Annotated in this window: 10 protein-coding genes and 1 pseudogene; 4 read left to right on the top strand and 7 right to left on the bottom strand. The window is 70.8% G+C overall.

The features are described 5' to 3' along the window. From ACGF2Y_RS32205 to ACGF2Y_RS32190, 4 genes are all read right to left on the bottom strand, one after another. Positions 1-1682, bottom strand: a 1682-nt coding sequence (locus ACGF2Y_RS32205; protein WP_392954789.1) for a type I polyketide synthase, incomplete at its 3' end; no start/stop codon positions are given. 302 nt (positions 1683-1984) lie between these two features. Next, complete coding sequence (locus ACGF2Y_RS32200) at positions 1985-3577, bottom strand: aspartate aminotransferase family protein (protein WP_392954786.1); 1593 nt, start codon at positions 3575-3577, stop codon at positions 1985-1987. Positions 3578-3797: 220 nt separating this feature from the next. Next, entirely contained in the window at positions 3798-6005 is a 2208-nt protein-coding gene (locus ACGF2Y_RS32195) for a BTAD domain-containing putative transcriptional regulator (RefSeq protein WP_392954784.1), read from the bottom strand. Between the two features lie 682 nt (positions 6006-6687). Continuing rightward, a complete protein-coding gene (locus ACGF2Y_RS32190) occupies positions 6688-7467 on the bottom strand; it encodes a thioesterase II family protein (RefSeq protein ID WP_392954783.1) in 780 nt (259 codons plus the stop codon). Between the two features lie 1646 nt (positions 7468-9113). Between ACGF2Y_RS32190 and ACGF2Y_RS32185 the strand changes: the two genes are divergently transcribed. Beyond that, positions 9114-11102 carry an ABC transporter ATP-binding protein gene (locus ACGF2Y_RS32185; RefSeq protein WP_392954781.1) on the top strand — a complete coding sequence of 663 codons (1989 nt, stop codon included), beginning with the start codon at positions 9114-9116 and terminating at the stop codon, positions 11100-11102. A gap of 25 nt (positions 11103-11127) precedes the next feature. Next, entirely contained in the window at positions 11128-11889 is a 762-nt protein-coding gene (locus ACGF2Y_RS32180; protein ID WP_392954779.1) for an NUDIX domain-containing protein, read from the top strand. Positions 11890-12023: 134 nt separating this feature from the next. Here the strand turns inward: ACGF2Y_RS32180 and ACGF2Y_RS32175 are convergent, their stop codons facing one another. From ACGF2Y_RS32175 to ACGF2Y_RS32165, 3 genes are read right to left on the bottom strand one after another with little or no spacing between them, the layout of a single operon-like run. Further along, a complete protein-coding gene (locus ACGF2Y_RS32175; RefSeq protein ID WP_392954777.1) occupies positions 12024-14075 on the bottom strand; it encodes a hypothetical protein in 2052 nt (683 codons plus the stop codon). 3 nt (positions 14076-14078) lie between these two features. Further along, positions 14079-15326, bottom strand: coding sequence for a tetratricopeptide repeat protein (locus ACGF2Y_RS32170; RefSeq protein WP_392954775.1), 1248 nt, complete (start codon positions 15324-15326; stop codon positions 14079-14081). 17 nt (positions 15327-15343) lie between these two features. Continuing rightward, entirely contained in the window at positions 15344-16831 is a 1488-nt protein-coding gene (locus ACGF2Y_RS32165; RefSeq protein WP_392954773.1) for a DUF4331 domain-containing protein, read from the bottom strand. Positions 16832-17123: 292 nt separating this feature from the next. Between ACGF2Y_RS32165 and ACGF2Y_RS32160 the strand changes: the two genes are divergently transcribed. Continuing rightward, positions 17124-17825: a hypothetical protein gene (locus ACGF2Y_RS32160; protein WP_392954771.1), complete on the top strand. Its 702-nt coding sequence runs from the start codon at positions 17124-17126 to the stop codon at positions 17823-17825. A gap of 354 nt (positions 17826-18179) precedes the next feature. Continuing rightward, a pseudogene (locus ACGF2Y_RS32155) lies at positions 18180-18377 on the top strand (ATP-binding cassette domain-containing protein); the annotation flags it as partial. Between the last annotated feature and the right edge of the window lie 18 nt (positions 18378-18395).

Below are 18395 nucleotides of genomic sequence, written 5' to 3'. Positions count from 1 at the left end.
GTGTCGTAGAGTTCCTGTCCCATCCCGGCCCGCTGTGCTCCCTGTCCGGTGAACAGGAACGCCGTACGCCCAGGAACCCGCACACCGGTCACCACACCAGGACCGGACCTGCCCTCCGCCACGGCCCCCAGTCCGTCCATCAGACCCGTCAGGTCCGGGGCAAGGACGACGGCACGGTGCGTGTGCGCGGTACGGGTAGCGGCGAGGGACCAGCCGACGTCCACCGGCGACAGCTCCGCGCCGTCCGGCGTACCGGCCGAGACGAACGCCCTCAGCTGCTCCGCCTGGGCGCGCAGCGCGGCCCGGCTCTCGCCGGAGAGGACCCACGGCAGCAGGGCGGGGGTGGCGGCCTGCGGCCGGTCGGGGGCCTTCCGGGCCGCCGGAGCCTCGCTGAGAACGACGTGCGCGTTGGTGCCGCCCATGCCGAAGGAGCTGACTCCGGCGACGAGCGGACGGTCCGTGCACGGCCAGTCGGTCAGCTCCTCCTGTACGGCGATACGGAGGGACTCCAGAGGGATCGCCGGGTTCGGGTCACGGAAGTTGAGGCTCGGCGGCAGCTGGCGGTGGTGGATGCTCAGCAGCGCCTTGATGAGCCCCGCGATGCCCGCCGCGCCTTCCAGGTGCCCGATGTTGGTCTTGACCGAACCGACGCGCAGCAGCCGCCCCGCACCCCGGCCGGTGCCGAGTGCGGCGCCGAGCGCCGCGGCCTCGATGGGGTCGCCCACCGGGGTCCCGGTTCCGTGCAGTTCCACGTACTGCACGTCGTCGGCAGCGATGCCGGCCCGTTCGCGGGCAGCCCGCAGGACCTGTTCCTGAGCGTCCTGGCTCGGCACGGTCAGACCGTCGGTCGCGCCGTCGTTGTTGACCGCGCTGCCCCGGATCACCCCGTAGACACGGTCGCCGTCGGCGAGGGCCCGGCTGAGCGGCTTGAGGACGACGACCCCGCCGCCCTCTCCGGGGACGAAACCGTTGGCACGGGCGTCGAAGGTGTACGTCACCCCGTCCGGCGAGAGCGCGCCGAACCGCTCCTCGGTGACCGTGTTCTCGGCGAGCAGGTTGAGGTTCACCCCGGCAACGATGGCGGCGGTCGACTCGCCGTGGCGCAGGCTCTCGCAGGCCAGGTGCACGGCGACGAGCGAGGAGGACTGGGCGGAGTCGACGGTCAGGCTCGGCCCGTGCAGCCCGAGCAGATGCGACACCCGGTTCGCTATGACACCGCGGTTCACGCCCGTCATCGTGTGCTGGGTGAGCGCTCCGGCTCCGTGCTGGTACAGCAGATTGGTGTAGTCGTCGCGCAGGGTTCCCACGAACACGGCTGTCCTGCTGCCGCGCAGTGAGCCCGGCAGGACACCCGCGTCCTCCAACGCCTCCCAGGCCAGTTCCAGCACGAGCCGCTGCTGCGGGTCCATCGCGGCGGCCTCGCGCGGCGAGATGGCGAAGAAGGCGGCGTCGAAGTCCCCCACGGCGTCGAGGAATCCGCCTCGGGTCACGGCGGCCGGGGCCCCCTCGCCCCAGCGGTCGGCCGGTGCATCGGTGATGGCGTCGGTGCCGCTGCGGAGAAGCTCCCAGAACGGGGCGGGGCCGTCCGCCCCGGGGAACCGGCAGGACATCCCGATGACGGCGACCGGCTCGCCCCGCTCGATGTCCGTGGCGTCTGATGTCGGAGCATGCTCACTCATCATGAACTTCGGCTGACCTTTCATCAATGGATTCCTCATGAGCCAGGAATGTGGCCGACGGGCCGAACAAGAGGATGTGACCGGCACCTCGGGCCGTACGGCCCCGTCGAACCGGGAATAACCGTCGCGCCGTCGTGGAAAAGAGGGTGCGGGAAGGGGTGCGGTGAGGGGGTGCGGGAAAGAAGGTGGGGGAAGAGCGCGCGGGAAAACGGGAAACCCGACGCTACTCCGGGCGGACGCCGCATCACCCCAACGTCCGGCCACGGGGCAGTAATCGTCAGGCGAATGCGACGTCCCGCACGGCGTCAGGCAGGAATGGCCAAGCGATGGGACGCCTGCTCTCGCAGAATCCCGCACACGTCGGTGAGAGCCCGTTCCAGGCGGCCGATCTCCTCGTCCGTGATCAGGATCGAGGGCTCGAAGCGCAGGGTGTTCACCGCGCTCGCGGTGGGGAAGGTACGAATGGCGTGGGCATGCAGGAGGTGTCCGGCGATGACGTATCCGAACAGTCCGGAGCCGGCCGCGTCCCGGATCACGTCGTCCCGCGCGCCGGACTGGTCCTCGAACTCGAAGCCCAGCATCAGGCCCTTGCCCCGCACTTCCTTGACGACATCGGGAAAGGCGGCGCGCACCTTGTCGAGCATCGTCTCCAAAGCCGCGCCGCGCTCCTCGGCCAGGCGGTAGGCGCGGCCTCCGTCGGCCTCCAGCAGCTCCAGGACCTTCAGCGCCACCTGGCACGAGAAGCTGTCCTTGGCGAAGGTCGAGCTGTGCACCAGCTCGAACTGGGGGCGGTAGCGAGCGGTGCGCACCAGCATCACGGCCGCCTTGGCGATACCGCCGCCCAGAGACTTGGCAAGGGCGTAGTAGTCGCCGCGCAGGCCCAGCCGGGAGCTGGCGAGGAGGGCGCCGGTGCGGCCCATGCCGCTCTGGATCTCGTCGATGACCAGGGGGCAGTCCGCCTCCCGGGAGAACTCCTGGATCTCGCGGGCGAACGCGGGCGGGAGCGGATGGATGCCGCCCTCCCCCTGCAGCGGTTCGATCAGGAAGGCGCAGAACGCGGGGTGGGCGTGCTCGGCGAGCCGCACCTCACCGTCGTCCAGGATCAGCCCCAGAAGTGTGCCCCGCTCGTCCGCGAGGATCTCCCGGAGAACATCCGGCCGGTTCCGGTCCACGAAGCGGGCGTGCGCGCCGAGCGCCGCGAACGGGGACCGGTAGCCCTCGTTGTGGGTCAGCTGGACGCTGCCCATCAGCTTTCCGTGGAAGCCGCCCTCCAGGGCGAGGAGGACCGGAACCCTCGCGCTCTGCTCCTCGTTCCTGCGGACCACCTCGGCGATCACGCTGTCGACCGTGGCCCGCCGGCTCCCGGAGCGGACGATCCCGAGGCGCTCCAGCACCGGGTCACCGACGTTCGCCGTGCCTTCTTCTTCCGCCGCCGCCCGGACCTTCTCGATGCCGGTGGCGATCTCGTCGAGCGTCGTGGTCAGGCGCATCACGCGGTCCAGCTCGGCGTGCTTGACCGCGGCTTCTATCGCCTCGGCACCGCTGTTGGCGAAGGTCGCGTAATAGGGCTCGTCGGTGCCGAGCTCCCGGTGGATGATCCGGTTCAGCTCCTCGGCGAGCCGGTTGGCGTAGGGATGGGACGAGAACTGCGCGTGGATCGGGGACTTCTCGTCCAGGAGCTGCCGTGCTCTGGCCACGATCTGCGGGTGGTTGTGCCCGAACATCAGCGATCCGTACCCGCCCGCGAAGTCGAGAACGGGCGCCTCGCTCCCGTCCCCGACCCGGCGGTACAGCGTGTTCGCCTCGCCGCGCACGTATTCCACGTCGAGCCCTGCGGTGGCCAGCAGTGCGCGCATATGCGGCTCCGCGAGTTCAGACCGTTCCGATACCGAATTCATGTGCAGCTCCTCGTCGAACGCGTAAGAGATTTCCTGAACGGGTCGAGTTACGACCCTGATACGGGGGATATCCAGGACCCATCCTGTTACGCCTGCTTCCCTTGCCGGTCACGAGCAAGTCATCCGAGCCACCACGACGGGGGGTGGTCGGCCGATTACCCGACGGTGGGCAAGGAGAAGTCATCCACGAGGAAGCGGAATTCTGTCCGACGCGGTCTCTCTATTCGCTGAAGCTCTGCGACCCTTCGCTGCGCGACACCGAGAGCAGGAATTCCACCAGTTGCTCGTTGCTGATGCGCTCGGGCCGGTCCAGGGTGACCGTGGTCGTACGCCGCCTCCCGCCGGACCAGGACGGCCGCCGGGCCAACAGCTCGGGTCCGGCGCAGGCGACCACGAACAGCCTCCCCGCACCGGTGGACTCGGCCAGTTCCTCGATGACGTCCAGGGTCATGTCGGGGGCGTGGTGCAGGTCGTCGATGCACAGGACAAGAGGGCGTCGCTGCGCCGCTTCCTGCATGAACTCCCGCCACGCGTCCAGCACTTCCCCCGGGCACATCTCCCCGAAGTGAACCTCGACGCCCGCGAAGGCGACGAGACACCGAAGCCGGCTCAGCCTCAGTCGCGCCGTCTGGTCGGAGGGGTACAGGGCCCGGACCTCCCGCTCCAGGGCCGCCAGCGCCGCCTCTTCACCGTCACCCGGACGGACACCGCAGTACATCGACAGGAGCCGGCCGGCCACGGCGAGCGGGAGTTCGCCGGAATTCCTGGGGGTGCAGACGGAGAGGACGTGCGGCGCGTCGGGCTGACCGGCGAGCCAGCGTGTGAACTCATCCAGAAGCCTGCTCTTTCCCGTGCCGGCCTCTCCGAGAACGGTGACCAGATGGGGTGATGCCCGGTGGAGCGTGCGATTCATGAGGCCGCACAGGACGTCGAGTTCGATGGCCTGCTCGGTGTCCGTGATGTCGGTGGACGGTACGCCCAGCGCCTGCCACGCCGTGCCGGACGTCTCACAGCGGCGATAGACCACGGTCTGCCGGCTGGCGGCCCGGATCTCCGGACTCACCCAGACCTCGCCCGAGGGCACGTCGGCGAGAGTCGCCTGGGCCTGGTCGAGAACCGCTCCGATCACGGTGGGCGTCTCCTCACGCCCCCGCCTACGCAGCAGAACCTCTCCCATGGTGACCGTCGCGTGCACCATCGACTCGTCCGGGACCGACCCCGATCCGTCCGAGGCGTCGAGAACGTCGCGGATCGCCAGGGCCGCCAGGACCGCCTGGTCGGGAGAGCAGGCGTCCGGGCCGTCAAGCCTGAAGAGGGCCATGGTCACCGATCCGATGGAGGCCATGACGGTCCCGCCGAACCGCTCGATCTGCTCCCGTACGAGCAGGGCCGCACCGTCCAGGAGGTCGTCGAGCTTCTGCACGGCTCCGCTGCCGAGGGACGGGGCCAGCCGGATGCGTACACAGACGATGCTGACCAGCCGGCGGTCGGCTTGGGTGCGCTGGTCCACCGCCGCCGCTTCGTCGTCCGTCCCGCGAGGCTCGCCCCTGGGCACGGGTGCCGGTGGCCGCGAGTACGCCGCGGAGGAGTCGAGGCTTCCGGACGACGAGGCCGACGAGATCCGCGTCCGCGCACCACCGGTGTGGGGAGCGGCCGGCAGGTCGCGGACAGGTGCGTGAGGAGGTGCCAGCCCGGGGTCCTGGGTGAGGATCGACTGCTGCAGCCGCTGCAGACCCCGGCCCGGCTCAAGGCCCAGGTCCTCGACGAGTACCGAACGGACCCGGCTGTAGACGGTGAGCGCGTCGGCCTGCCGTCCGCACCGGTACAGGGCGAGCATCAGCTGGCCGCAGGAGCGTTCCCGCAGCGGCTCGGCCTGGACCATGGTCTCCAGCTCCGTCAGAATCTCGTGGTGCCGCCCGCAGGCCAACTGGGCCTCGAAGCAGTCCTCCATCGCGTCGAGTCGGGTGTTCTCGATCGCGGTCAGTTCGGGCCATCGCACCCCGCTCTCGACCAGATCGGCCAGGGCGGGCCCGCGCCACAACGCCAAAGCGTCCCGCAGCAGCGGCACGGCCGCCTCGGGCGCCCCCTCGGCCAGTCTGCTCCGGCCCTGACCGGCCCACGTCTGGAACCGGTGAAGGTCCAGCCGCTCCGGGTCGACCCTCATCGTGTAGCCGGGCGGCTGTGTCAGCAGCGCCGCGCCTCCCATGCCCTCCGTGCCGGGTGTGGAGGGCATGACGCTGCGCAGCCCGTAGACGGCGTTCTGAAGGATCTTGCGCGCTGTCATCGGGGCGTCGCTCTCTCCCCACAGAGCGTTCATCAGCTGACTGGTGGCCACGACCTTGTTCGCGTGCAGAAGCAGATACGCGAGAGTCGCGCGCTGTTTGGTGCCTCCGAGGCCCACGGGCCTGGTGTTGTCGAGTACTTCCATGGGCCCCAACAATCGGAACTGCATAGATCCCCCCCGCTCGCCGCATGTCCTTGGCCCACTCCTTGCGACGGCCGCGCGGCTCGCGCGGCGCCCTCGGGCAAGGCCAAGATCCCTTCACCAGGGTGCGGGACGGCGATCCAAGCCCACACAAATCTCGTGCAAGGGCCGAACAAAGCCGACATGGAGGGTGATCGCGTCCTGCAGCGGACCGGGCCGCGTGCCCAGGGCGTCTGACCGAGGCGAGCGGCCGGCGCACCGTATCAGCTCGGACCGGTCGGACCTGACCGCGCTGCTGCGCCGTCGACCCGGATGAGGGATGCGGCGCGGGGTGCTGTGTGTCCGGGCAGGCCGGTTCCCGGGCCCGGTTCAGGCGTCGGCGAGTCGCCGGGCAGGGCTCCGGCGTGGGCGAGATCGCGCACGGGGGCTGGTGCTCGCGCCGAGCAGCGGGGGACGACGGGCGAGGGGTGACGAGCGACGGGCGACGGGCGACGGGCGACGAACGAGGGGCGACGAACGACGGCTGATGAGCGACGGGCGAGGGCGACGTCACCTCGCATGTGTCGGAAGCCGCCGGCGCGGCGGGCTCTCGCCGGGCAGGCTCAACCGGCTGAACGGCGGCACACGCGGCCGGCCGCCGGGCTCGGACCGCCGCGCCTGCCGCCGCCGCGACGCGGCCGATCGCTCAGGAGGCGAGGGTCGCCGACGAGGGGATGACGTCCACCAGACCGTCGACCACGGCCCGTGCCACGTCGAGCAGTTGCCCGTCGAGGTAGAAGTGCCCGCCGGGAAACACGTCGATCGTGGTGTCCGCCGTGGTGAAGTCCCGCCAGGCGGACGCTTCGGCGACGGTGACGACCGGGTCGCTGTCACCGGCCATCACGGTGAACGGCATGGCGAGGGGTTCACCCGGCCGCCATACGTACGTGGCGAGCGCGCGGTAGTCGGCCCGGAGTGCGGGCATCACCATCTCGCGCACTTCCGGATCGTCCAGAAGGGCCGTGGCGGTGCCGCCGAGCCGCCGCACCGCGGCGAGAAGTTCGGCATCGGTGGCGATGCGGTCGCGCGGGTTCGGCACGACGCCCGGTGCTCCTCTGGCGGAGAGGAACATACGCACGGGAGTGCTCGCCCGACGCTCACTCAGCCGACGGGCGGTCTCGTAGGCGATCACGGCCCCCATGCTGTGCCCGAAGAAGGCGAAGGGGCCGTGGAGCTCGCTCCGGACGACCTCGGTGAGAGCGTCGGCGAGAGCGTCGATGCTGGTGAGCGGCCCCTGCCTCCTACGGTCCTGGCGTCCGGGGTACTGCACGGCGAGGACCTCGACCTCGGAGGCGAGAGCGCGCGACAGGGACGTATAGGTGCTGGCTGCGCCGCCGGCGTGCGGGAAGCACAGCAGCGTCGGCCGTTCCGCGTGGCGCGCGTTCCCGCCGGGCGACCCGAATCCACGCAACCACTCGCTGCCCACGCCGCATCCCCGATCCGTTGTCCGCAGCCGCCCCTCGCGGGGCCTGAACCGCATCGCGCCCATCCTCGTGGCTCGTGCTCAACGGGCGGACAAGCACCGGACAAAGCCGCTGGCCGGCCGGTGCGGCGGCCTCTGGCCCGAGCGGGACGCCCCCGCTCGGGCCCACCGCACCGGCCGGCCCGGCCGGGTTCGGCCCTCGAAGCAGGCCGGAACCAGGGGCTGTTTCATCTCGCGGTCGTCGTTCCCGATGCGCCGGCTGAGCTTCGCGGTGCGCACGGGGGCGCGCGGCGGGGGTGGCCTCGGGCGGGCTGGAGAGCCAGAACTGCGCGGGCTCGTCCCTGTCGGCGGGCCATTCGGCAGGCAGCCGGCGGACCGGAAGCGCGGTGGCGGCCGTGGCCTTGCGGATCTCACGTCCGGCGGGCCGGACCCGCAGGGCCACGCATCGCGAGTACCTGCGCCTGTACCCGCTGCGGCCGCTGCCGGGTCGCGGCCCCTCCCACCACCGCACCGGCCGCACGGAGTTCTTACGACGCCATCGTCGGCCCCCGCCCGCGCGGCCTGGCCGGCACCAGGCCGCACCCCCGGCCAGGTGTCGCTGTGCTACCTGCCTGAACACCCCGGCGGCGGCTGCCACCCGTACGCGCAGATCCGCTTCCACCCCGAGGACGCCCGCTTCGTCCGCACCACCCGAGAACCCGGTCGGCCACGGCCCTGTCGGGGACCTGCGCCGACTCGGCCCCGCGCTGGGGGCTCCTCCACTTCCAGCGCAGCTTCCTTCGCGACGCCATCGCCCTCCGCCCGGACCTCGCCACCCCATGACCGACCGGGCGGCCCCCGGCAATCCCCCGCAGGAGGTACCGCAACCCACATGAGTGATCGAACACAGCATTACAGCCCACCCCACCCGGCCACAGAAGGGGAGGGCCCGGTATTCGAAATCAGGTTCTAGATTTCGCCCGCCTCCCCCCGTTACGGCGACAGCAGCGCCGCCGTTACCCGAGCACCTGTCCGCATCTCGCCTGGAGGAGCCCCATGCGTCCCGTACGCCGCCCTGCGCTCGTTCATCCTGTGTTCGAAAACCCCGCTGCCTCCTCGCACGCCGGCCTTCACCTCCTCCGGCGCGCCGCCCTGCTCTCCGACGGATCACGACCGGATACGAGGTACCTGGCATGACGGGCTCCGCTCGTTCTCCCTCCCCCTACGGTCCCCGGCACGGCGCCCCTCTCGTGACCGCGCGCGGCCGGCGCATTGTCGAACGTCTACGGCAGGAGGGCCGTACGTGAACGGCACACCTCACCTGCTGATCGCTGACGTGACCCAAATCCTGCTCCGCTCGAACGGCGCAGCCCTGCACGTAGGTCGCGAGCCGGCCCCGGCCCTCGCACCGGAACGACTCACCGTCGTGGGCAGCCATCTCAGAGCCGACGAACCGGGCGACGGCGCGGACCGGATCGCCGCCGTCCTCGTCGTCCAGCCCCGGGCGGCCGAGCCGCACAACGCCGAGCCCGACAAGCACGAGGGATTGTTCTGGGAGCCGGTGGAGAAGCCCCCGCCGGACTGCCACCCGTACACCACCGCCATCTTCCACATGATCACCCACGGCCCGTCCTACGGGCTCCGGACTGGCCCACGCAGGGAGGCAACGAGTGAAGCGGTTCTTCGGCAAGGTCCGCATGGCCGAGCCCCAGGTATCCGATGCGGAACGCGAGCTCTTCGGCGGGCCGTTGCGCTACGACATGGGCTGGTCCCAACACGAGCACGCGGGACTGGACTTGACCATGCGATCAGCTCTGCTCCAGATGCCCGGACTTGTCGGCGCCGCCCTGCGGATGGCCTGGAGCGCGGATCGCCGTGCGCTCGTGGCGGTGGCGATCAGCGAACTCGGCCAGGGCATCGCCACCGCGGTCGGCCTGCTTGCCATCAACGCGGTCATGCACGCGCTGTTGGGGGGCGGAGACGCTGTCGAGCGCCTGCACGCCCTGCTGCCGGGCCTGCTCGCCGCCGCATGCGTCGCCGTCGTCAACTCCGCCCTGGCCGGCTGGTCGACATCTCGTGCCGGCCGCCTGGAGCCAAAGGTCGAGCGGATCGCCACCACGCAGTATCTGGCCGCGGCAACCACCGTCGAACTCGAAACCATCGACGACCCGGACTTCCGGCGTCTGATCGACATCGCCCAGTACGGGCCCGCCTCCGCGCGCCGCATGATCGGCGCCTGCGTCTCCGCGCTGAACAGCAGCATCTCGCTGATCGCCACGGCCAGTGTGCTCACCGTCCTGCATCCAGCGCTGCTGCCCATGCTGCTGGTCATCGCCGCACCCCGCGGATGGGGCGCCATGCGGGTGGCACAGGAACGCTACGTGTCGATGATGAGCTGGATCGAACACCTGCGGGCCAGCCGCCTCATCGGCAACCTCCTCACCGAACGCAGCGCCTCACAGGAGGTGCGCATCCACGCCGTCGGTCCCTTCCTCCTCGACCGGTACCGGCACATGGCCGCCGGCGCAGAGGCGGAGCAGGAGCGTTTGGCCTCCAGCAAGGCCGTCACCGAATGGGTCGCCTCCGCACTGTCCGGACTCGCGATGGCCGCCACCTACGGAACGATGATCTGGCTGATCATGGCCGGGCACATGAGCCTCGCCATCGCCGGCACCGCAGTGATCGCGGTACGGACCGGGTCGGCGAGCCTCGGCGCCCTGGTCATGAACATCAACCAGCTGCACGAAGAGTCCCTCTACGTCAAGGACCACGGACAGTTCCTGGTCGAAGCCGCCCGACGCGCCATCCCCCGGACCGGCAACCCCGTCCCTGACCAGGTCAAGCAGGTCTCCCTGGAACACGTCACCTACCGGTACCCCGACCGCGACGCACCGGCCCTGGACAACGTCACGCTCACCTTCCCCATGGGGTCGGTCACCGCCGTCGTGGGCGAGAACGGCTCCGGCAAGAGCACCTTGATGAAGATCCTTTCCGGTCTCCTGCTCCCTCACGACGGCACCGTGAAGTGGGGCGAGGCCGACATCTCCGGGCTCGAACGCACCCAGGTCTTCCGCCGCGTCTCCCTGCTCACCCAGGACTTCCAACGCTGGCCCGTCACAGCCGCGATGAACATCCGCATCGGCCGTCCCGACCACGACGCCTCGGCCCACGACCTGCGGCAATCCGTCGACTACGCCGGAGCCGGGCCCGTCACCGCCAAACTCCCCAACGGGCTGGACAGCATGCTCGGCCGCATGTTCCGCGGAGCCATCGAACTCTCCGGCGGGGAATGGCAGAAGGTGGGCCTGGCCCGTACCCACTGGCGCAGCTCGACATCGCAGCAGGACAGCGTCCTCATCGTCGACGAACCCACCTCCGCCCTCGACCCGGAAGCGGAGATCGCCGCCTTCGACCGTATCCGTCGCCTGGCCGCACCGCACCGGGCCGTCGTCCTGGTCACCCACCGCATGTCCGGCGTCCGCCACGCCGACCACATCTATGTCCTCCGCCAAGGGCGCCTCGCCGAACACGGCACCCACGACGACCTCATGGCCGCAGGAGGGCGGTACGCCGCCATGTTCGACACCCAGGCCGCCCAGTACGCCCCGACCCCGAACATCCCCGGGCCTGCTTCGCCCAGCGTCACGGACAAGGCATGACCCGCCCCACCGAAACGCAGCGTCCATGTCCTCCTCCCTCCCCCCGCCGGCACGAGGTGCCTCGCAGTCCGTCCTGCCGGCAGCGCGGTACACCACAACCCGGCACGCGGTGTGGCTCGGCGCCGCCGCGATCATCACCGACCAGGCCGGCCGCGTCCTGCTGGTCCACCCGACCTACCGCGAGGACGACCGGTGGCTGCTGCCCGGAGGAGTCGTCGAACCCGGCGAACACCCGCACACCGCCTGCCGACGCGAGATCACCGAGGAACTGGGCCTGCCCGAACTGACCCTCTCGGGCGTGCTCGCCGTCCACTCCCTCTCACAGCACCACCCAGACATCAGGCCCGGTACACCCTGCCCCGGAGAGATCCGGTACGTCTTCGACGGCGGACCCCTCGCCCCCGACCAGGCGAAGGCGATCCGTCTGCCCCGGGAGGAGCTGTCCGAGTACGCCTTCCTCGAAACCCGGGACGCGGTGCAGCGGCTACGCCCCGTGGACGGTCAGATCATGCTCGCCGCCTACCATGCCCGGCTCGGGAACACCGCCACCGCCCACCTCGCCGACGGCCGGCACATCCTCGACGTCCCGCCCGCTGGATCGCCATGGCGTCCACGTCCGCTACCGCCCGATGTGGGACAGCCCCCTCAACCGCGCCCCCGTCCCGGAGCGGCTCCCCGTGCGGCAGGCCTGGGCCGGACTGGGGCAGGCCGATGGTCGCGGGCTTCACAGGCGTCGCGGGCCCGCGGGGCATGTGGTCCCGTTGAAGTCGGCGAGGCTGCGAGGTAGTCGGAACGCTCGGGCAGGTCGGGCGAGGCGGCTCCCCCCGCCGCCGGCCTGGGGGGGGAGCCGGGTCCGGCGGCGGCGCTGCCCACGGCGGCAAGGGAGTCAGCGGAGGCACGAACGGCGAACGAAGCACCACCTCAACCAGCTTCGGTGGCAGAGGCGGAACCGGCGGCAACGGCTGCGCCCTGCTGTCCTGATGACCACGAGGCCGACGATCCCACCGCCTCCGTAGGGCAGCGGAAACCTTCGATGTCTCTGACCTCGGCGGACATCACTCGATGAAACACAACCGAGATAACCGGAACGCCGTTGCGACTGCCATGAAGACCCTCACGGCACGTGCCACCGCCCTCGTTGTCACTGACGCCTCCCCCACCCTCCTCACCCCACCGCCGACATGGGCTGACGGCGACTCCGGCGAGGCGCGCCCCGGCTCCAGCACCCGTCCCAAGGGCGACTGGGACCGCCTTGCCCAGGCCGGTGAGCCTGAGCTCGGCCTGGCCGCCCTCACCCCGGGTTTCGACCGCTGATCCGGCCGCACTCGACCGACTGCGCAGGCCCCCGGCTGGGGGCCTGCGCAGTCGGTCCTCGGTGGACAGCGGGCCAACGATGTGAGGTTTCGGTTTCACAAGGTGATAAGGCTTCGCAGCGCGAGGCTGGGTGCCTACAGCGAGAACGGCGCAAGCCGTGAGGAAGGTCGCGTAGCGGGTGTAGCGGCGCACGGAGGGCAGGCAGCGTTCACTCAGAGCGGCGAGTCGGCTTCCGCTGCCGGAGAGCAGCAGACCGGCGGCGGTCAGGGTGAGGGCCATACCGAGGCCGTACCCGACGACCAGCAGGACGCCGAAGAAGGTCCGGCTCAGTGCGATGGCCCCCAGCAGGACGACGAGGGCCGATGGACTGGGCACCAGACCGGCCGCGAGCCCTACGCCGAGAAGCGCGGGCAAGCCGGTGCGGCGCTGCCTCTTCCCTTCACGGGAGTCGGGCTCGTGCGTGTGGCCGTGGCCCTGCCCATGGCCATGGCTGTGCCCATGGCCATGCTCATGTCCGTGGCCGTGGCCGTGGCCGTGGCCGTGGCCGTGGTGCCAGTGTGCGGCGGGCCGCCCCGTCCGCAAGGCCCGTACCGCCGTCACCACCAACACCACCCCCAGCACCGCGATCACCGCACCACTGATCGCCCCCAACCACCCGAGCAGTCGCTCCCCGAGGAATCCGCCGCCCGCGGTGAGGATCAGGCCCATGGCCAGGACCCCGGCGGTGTGGGTGGCCGTGACCGTCGTTCCGACCGCGAGCGCCGCACGGACGCCGCCTTCCCTGCGGGCCAGGCAGGCGGCGACGGCGAGTTTGGCGTGGCCGGGCAGTGCCGCGTGACCCGCGCCCAGGAGGAGGGTGAGCAGGACGGCGAGGAGACCCACGGGGAGAGTGAGGTCACGGCCGGCGGTCAAGCTCATGAGGCGGTGCTCCAGTGCCGGAAAGAGCACGGTGCTCTGATCCAGAGCCTGGGCTGCCGCGGCCTCGCCCGGCGTCGGCGGCCCAGGGGCTCCAGGAGCGGCGGCCCCGCCCGCCGCGGCCTCTGTCCGCAGCTCCGCTTGGACGACACCGAGCGGCCGTTCGCCCCCGTCCCGCGGGTAGTGGCGCAGCGTGTCGCTCGGGCTCTTCGACGGAACCGACGATTCGGCCAGCCCTACACCGTCGCCCGGGACGGCGGTGATCTCCTTCCAACCGGTCCGTGCCGCATCAGCTCCCGAGGCGAAGGAGACGGTGGTGGGCCGGGAGAGGTCGGCGTCGGCCCGCAGGGTGCAGGTCAGCCTCGCGACGGGAAGTCCTGCGGCCCCCTTCGCGTACGTCAGGGTGGAGCGGGTCACCTTCCAGGTGACGTACTCGCCGTTCACCGAGACCTTGCTGCGGCCGGCGAGTCGGGCGCACCGCTGGACCGCCCGGTCTTCCGCTTCGGCGGGTGAGATCGTGCCGTCCTGGTCGGTGTCGGTGGCTTCCTCGTCCTGCGCTGTGGGGATCTCCGCCGTGTCGACGACGGCGGTGTCCTCGATGCGGTCGTGGGACAGGCGCAGTCCGTCGTAGTGGTTGACGCTGAAGTTGCCCAGCGGGTGAGCGTGGGCCGTCGGTGACGCGGTCAGGCCGGACAGCACCAGCAGAGGCGCCGCGACGACCGCCGCACGGCATGCGAACTTCATCGACTACCTGCCTGCGTCGGGACGGTGAAGGGAGAGATGCGGGTTCAGGGCGACGGCTTCGCTCCGATGGCGGGATCCCTCGGGCATGGCGAGTGCCTGCTCGATCGTGCCGAGGTGATGGAGGAACAGCGCGTTCTTCCAGCCGGTGGCGGCAGCCCGGCGTGCGTGGGCGAGGGCCTCGGTGTCCTGCCCTGTGCGGTGCAGCGCCCACCCGAGCGCGTCGGCGACGATGACGCTCCGGGCGTGCCTCCACGCTCTGCGTCCGAGCTCCACCGCGACCTTCGGGTCGCCGTGATCAGCCGCGTAGAGGATGAGATGCGGGTCGACCGGACCGCCGTCCGCTCGGGCCATCTGTACCTGCGCCGACAGGGCGGCTCGCTCGCTGCCCGGTCGGGAGGAGTTCCCGGTCGCGCGTCGCAGCTCGAGTGACTCCAGCAGGAACTGCGGCATGGGCGTCCGCCCGACGAGCCGCGCGTACAGCTCAAGTGCCTTGCCGGCATGCCCGCGTGCGGCGGTCACCCGGGCGATGCCGGCCTGCCCGTAGGGATGGTCCGGCACGGCGGCCAGGGCGCGCCGGTAGTGCCGTTCCGCCTGGTCCACCCTGCCGAGGGACCAGGCCAGGTCGCCCAGGCGGGCCTCCACGAAGCCCCGCTCGTCCGGTGTGACCGCACTGTCCAGGGCTCGTTGGAGCGCGATGGCCGCGTCCTCGGGCCTCCCGTCGGTCTCCAGGTCGTAGGCGGCTCTGCTGTACGCGGCGGTGGCCGGGGCGATGTCGAGCATCCGCTGTACGGCCGCCCGCGCCTGGGGGTAGTTCCCGAGCTGGATCTCGGCGTCGGCCAGTACCGCGTACCCGTCAGGCCGGTCGGGTGCCATCCGGGTGGCGCGCAGTCCGTACGCGCGCCCCTCGGCGAATTCATGTCTGGCGTTGGCGAGCAGCCCCTGACCCGTCACGGCCCCGTAGTTGCCGGCACCGTCGAGGGCGAGGGAGCGCCGCAGCGCCTTGTCGGCGGCGGCGAGCCGGCCGGCGTCGAGAGTGGTGCGGGCCTGTTCGATCTCGGCTCGCGCCAGGCCGGCCCAGACGGCCGGGTCGTCGGGGTACGCCTCGGTCGCCTCACGGGCGGCGTCGATGGGGCTGACGTGCGTGCCGTGGGCGCCCGCAGGCGCGGCGGCGGGTTGCGGCGGGGAGGCGGTGCCAAGACCGAGTTGCAGAAGCCCAACCACACACCCGGCCACGGCCACCGCTCCGCCCACGGCACCGATCAGACGCCTCACGGGCCGGCGTGCGGGAGGTTGAGGTACGGGAAGACGCTCTGGGCGTCGGCGGGCTCCAGGCTGACGACCGGCTTCGGGAGCAGCCCCGCCGCAGACGGCCCGGCGGGCTCGCCCTCCAGCATCCGGATCAGCGGCCCGTCGATGTTGTCGTTGAGCCGCCGCCCGTTGGGGAAGCCCTGGAGATCCCCGTCGAGGACACGGTGCGACTTCGGGCCGGAAGTGACGGGGGTTTGAAGGTTCAGGCGCAGTTGCTCGGCGGGCACGATGCGCTTGGGGTCGGCGTCGGCGTTCATCGTGTGGGTGTTGAGGTCGAAGCCGAACATGGCTCCGTTGTCCTTGCCGATGCCCTTCATGAACAGGGCCTGGATGTCGTGGCGCGGGGCCGCCGGTGCTTTGCGGCCCTGTGCCTTCTCGATCCGGTGCGGAGGTACGGGGTCGAGGGTGGCGGCCAGGAAGTCGCCCTCCAGGTGGTCGTCCTTCGGCAGGCGGGCCTGGTACCGGTCCTCGGGGCCGCCCGGCTCGGCCAGCCCGATGGTGGAGCCGAACAGGGCGAACGCCATGTGCGGGGTGCCCTGCCGGGAGACCTGCCGGAAGACGGGCGCCTGCTCCGCAAGACCGCGCTCCAGGTTGGCGCCCTGCCGGGAGACGGACGCCCACACGCCGACGACCGGGTTGCGCTTCGGGTCACCGTTCAGGGCGACCTCGCTCTTGGGTACCTGCAGGACCAGGCTGTTCACGTTCAGTGCCGAGAGCGGCTGGGCATCGGGCAGCCACCCAGGTACCGGTCCGCTGGTGCCGACCGTGTACAGACCGAAGACCTGGGTGTCCACCTTGAACGACTCCGCCGCCTGCGTGGCCACGGTCCGGCCACCACCGGGCAGTTGACGGATCGCCTGCTTCCGCAACGCGCCGTAATCGGGCATCAGGGCCCGGCCGGTGTGGGTGGGAGAGGCGATCGCGTCCTTCAGCAGCGTCTGGACGGAGCCGCCCGCGGTGACCTTCTCCAGGGTGTACTTCTGCCGTACCCCCAGCGAACGGTCGTCGAGCGAACTCACCGGCAGGGGACCGACCTTCGGCCCTGCCCCGAAAGGCCGGCGGTCCTCGTCACGGAACGTCCAGCGATAGGTGGTGTCGGAGGCCCCGTCACCGTCGGCATCCGTGTGGATCTCGTACCGGGCACCGGTCGCGAACGGGAAGTCCACCAGCGCGTTGGCCGCGGTACCGGGCACCTGGAAGGGGCGGACGTTCGCGATGAGCGTGACCATCTCGGTGTCGTCCGGGCTGGTGAAGGCGTACACGTCGGTCAGGTCGGTCGGGGAGTCGAGCACGGTCGAGGGGGCGTCGATGTGTCCGCCCGCCTCGCTGGTGCCCGTGAACTGCCCGGCCAGGGCAGCAGCGGTGAGCGCGAGGGCGGTGGCGGCCAGAACTGCGGGCCGCCTACGGGGCAGTGAGCTGGATCCGGACGTTGTGAAGGTTCCCGGCACGCGTGTCTCCAGGGCTGTGGGTGTGGGGGGTTCTCCCAGCCAACAGCGCAGGTGATCTTGGAGTGACCGTCCCGCGGGACATGCCACTCCTCGCGTGACTCTTTCCCCCCGAATGGCCTAACCAGCGGCCTTCGTCGTCGCAAAGCGATGCATCGATGGACATACTCACTGCGAAGTCGATCTTCGACCGCGTCGGCGACCGTCATCGAACTCGGGCCTTCAACAACACTGTTGGCCCCGCTCGGGATGCGCCAAGACGCCCTCCTCACCACTTACAGACTGGAAACGATCCATGCGTATGCACGCACTGCGCCACCTCACCGTCCTTGCCGCGGTGGCCGCGCTCTCCGTCCCGCTCGGCCTCGCGTCGGCCGGAGCGGCCCCTCAGCAGTCGGCCGACTCCACCAGGACGGCAGCCGCCGCCGAGCCGCTGCCGGGTGCCTACATCTCCCCGTGGGGCGATGCTCACGTGGCGATGAGTGACGAGATGCTGGCCTGGATGGAGCGCGAGGGCGTCACCCTGTCGGCCGTCAGCCCGTTCGTGATGGACGACGACGACCGGGGCTTCAGCATGCTGATCGGTACCACCGCCGGCGACGGCCTCGACACCAAGGGCCGCATCTTCTACCCCGGCGGCATCGAGTTCCACCACGCCCGCTCGGGCAGGACGATCACCCTGACGCCTTCATACATCCGCGTCATGCCGACGCCCGGCTACTCCGCGGGCGTCGCGGTCGACGGCCAGGCGCACTCCGAGGAGATCATGGTCGCCGACTCCGTCTACACCGAGGCCATGATCGGTGCCCGCCCGAGCCCCACCGGCTTCCGTGTCAAGAACGTGCGGGGCTACGTCTCCCAGGACCTCGCCGACCTCTTCACCTCGGTCACCGGAGCCACGCCCCCGCGAGTCGGCAGCCTCTGGGGCACGCTCACGCCCAACTTCGACTACATCCCGGGCAAGTCGAAGTCGGCGGCATTCCCGACCTTCCCCTGACACCCCGCGCACTACCTACCGGTCGAGCCCGCACCTCTGGCCCCGGCCGGACGGCGGAGACCGGCTGGTTCCCCGTACCCCGTATCCACAGCCGCTCGACCCCGACCGCCCCGGCCGAGGCGAAGACGAAGGCCGGGGGCGAAAACCGGGACCGGACAGGGAGGCTCTGTCCGGTCCCGTTGCTGCTGCTGCTGCTGCTCGCCAGGCGGTGCCCGTTACGAGTGTCCCGTACGACTTGACCTTGCGGATGACGGCTTTTGGCCGCATGCGATCTTGCATAGGTCAGCGTGACCTTTCCGCCCCGCGGGACGTTGAGCGAAGCCCCGTGCGTCCATGGCGCCACGATGCTTGCGGGAGGACGCCGACGAACGCGCCGGCGTCCTCGGCGGCGGCACCCGGAAGAAGCTGAACCTCACCCTCGCCCTCATGCACGACCCGCAGGTCCTGCTGCTGGACGAGCCCTGCCAAGGGTTCGACCGGGACACCTACCAACGCTTCTGGGACCTGGCAGCCCATCGGCCTGGCCACCGTACTGTCCGCTCTGCGGTGCATTCCGGAGTCCCGCGAGCA

This window comes from Streptomyces sp. NPDC048142, assembly GCF_043202835.1.
GTDB lineage: Bacteria > Actinomycetota > Actinomycetes > Streptomycetales > Streptomycetaceae > Streptomyces.
This window is presented reverse-complemented; position numbering and strand designations above follow the sequence as displayed.

What these genes read in the sequence shown, in the direction of transcription:
- ACGF2Y_RS32200 (WP_392954786.1), bottom strand. Translation starts at nt 3,577, where the DNA reads ATGAATTCGGTATCGGAACGGTCTGAACTCGCGGAGCCGCATATGCGC.
- ACGF2Y_RS32195 (WP_392954784.1), bottom strand. Translation starts at nt 6,005, where the DNA reads ATGGAAGTACTCGACAACACCAGGCCCGTGGGCCTCGGAGGCACCAAA.
- ACGF2Y_RS32180 (WP_392954779.1), top strand. Translation starts at nt 11,128, where the DNA reads ATGTCCTCCTCCCTCCCCCCGCCGGCACGAGGTGCCTCGCAGTCCGTC.
- ACGF2Y_RS32175 (WP_392954777.1), bottom strand. Translation starts at nt 14,075, where the DNA reads ATGAAGTTCGCATGCCGTGCGGCGGTCGTCGCGGCGCCTCTGCTGGTG.
- ACGF2Y_RS32160 (WP_392954771.1), top strand. Translation starts at nt 17,124, where the DNA reads ATGCGTATGCACGCACTGCGCCACCTCACCGTCCTTGCCGCGGTGGCC.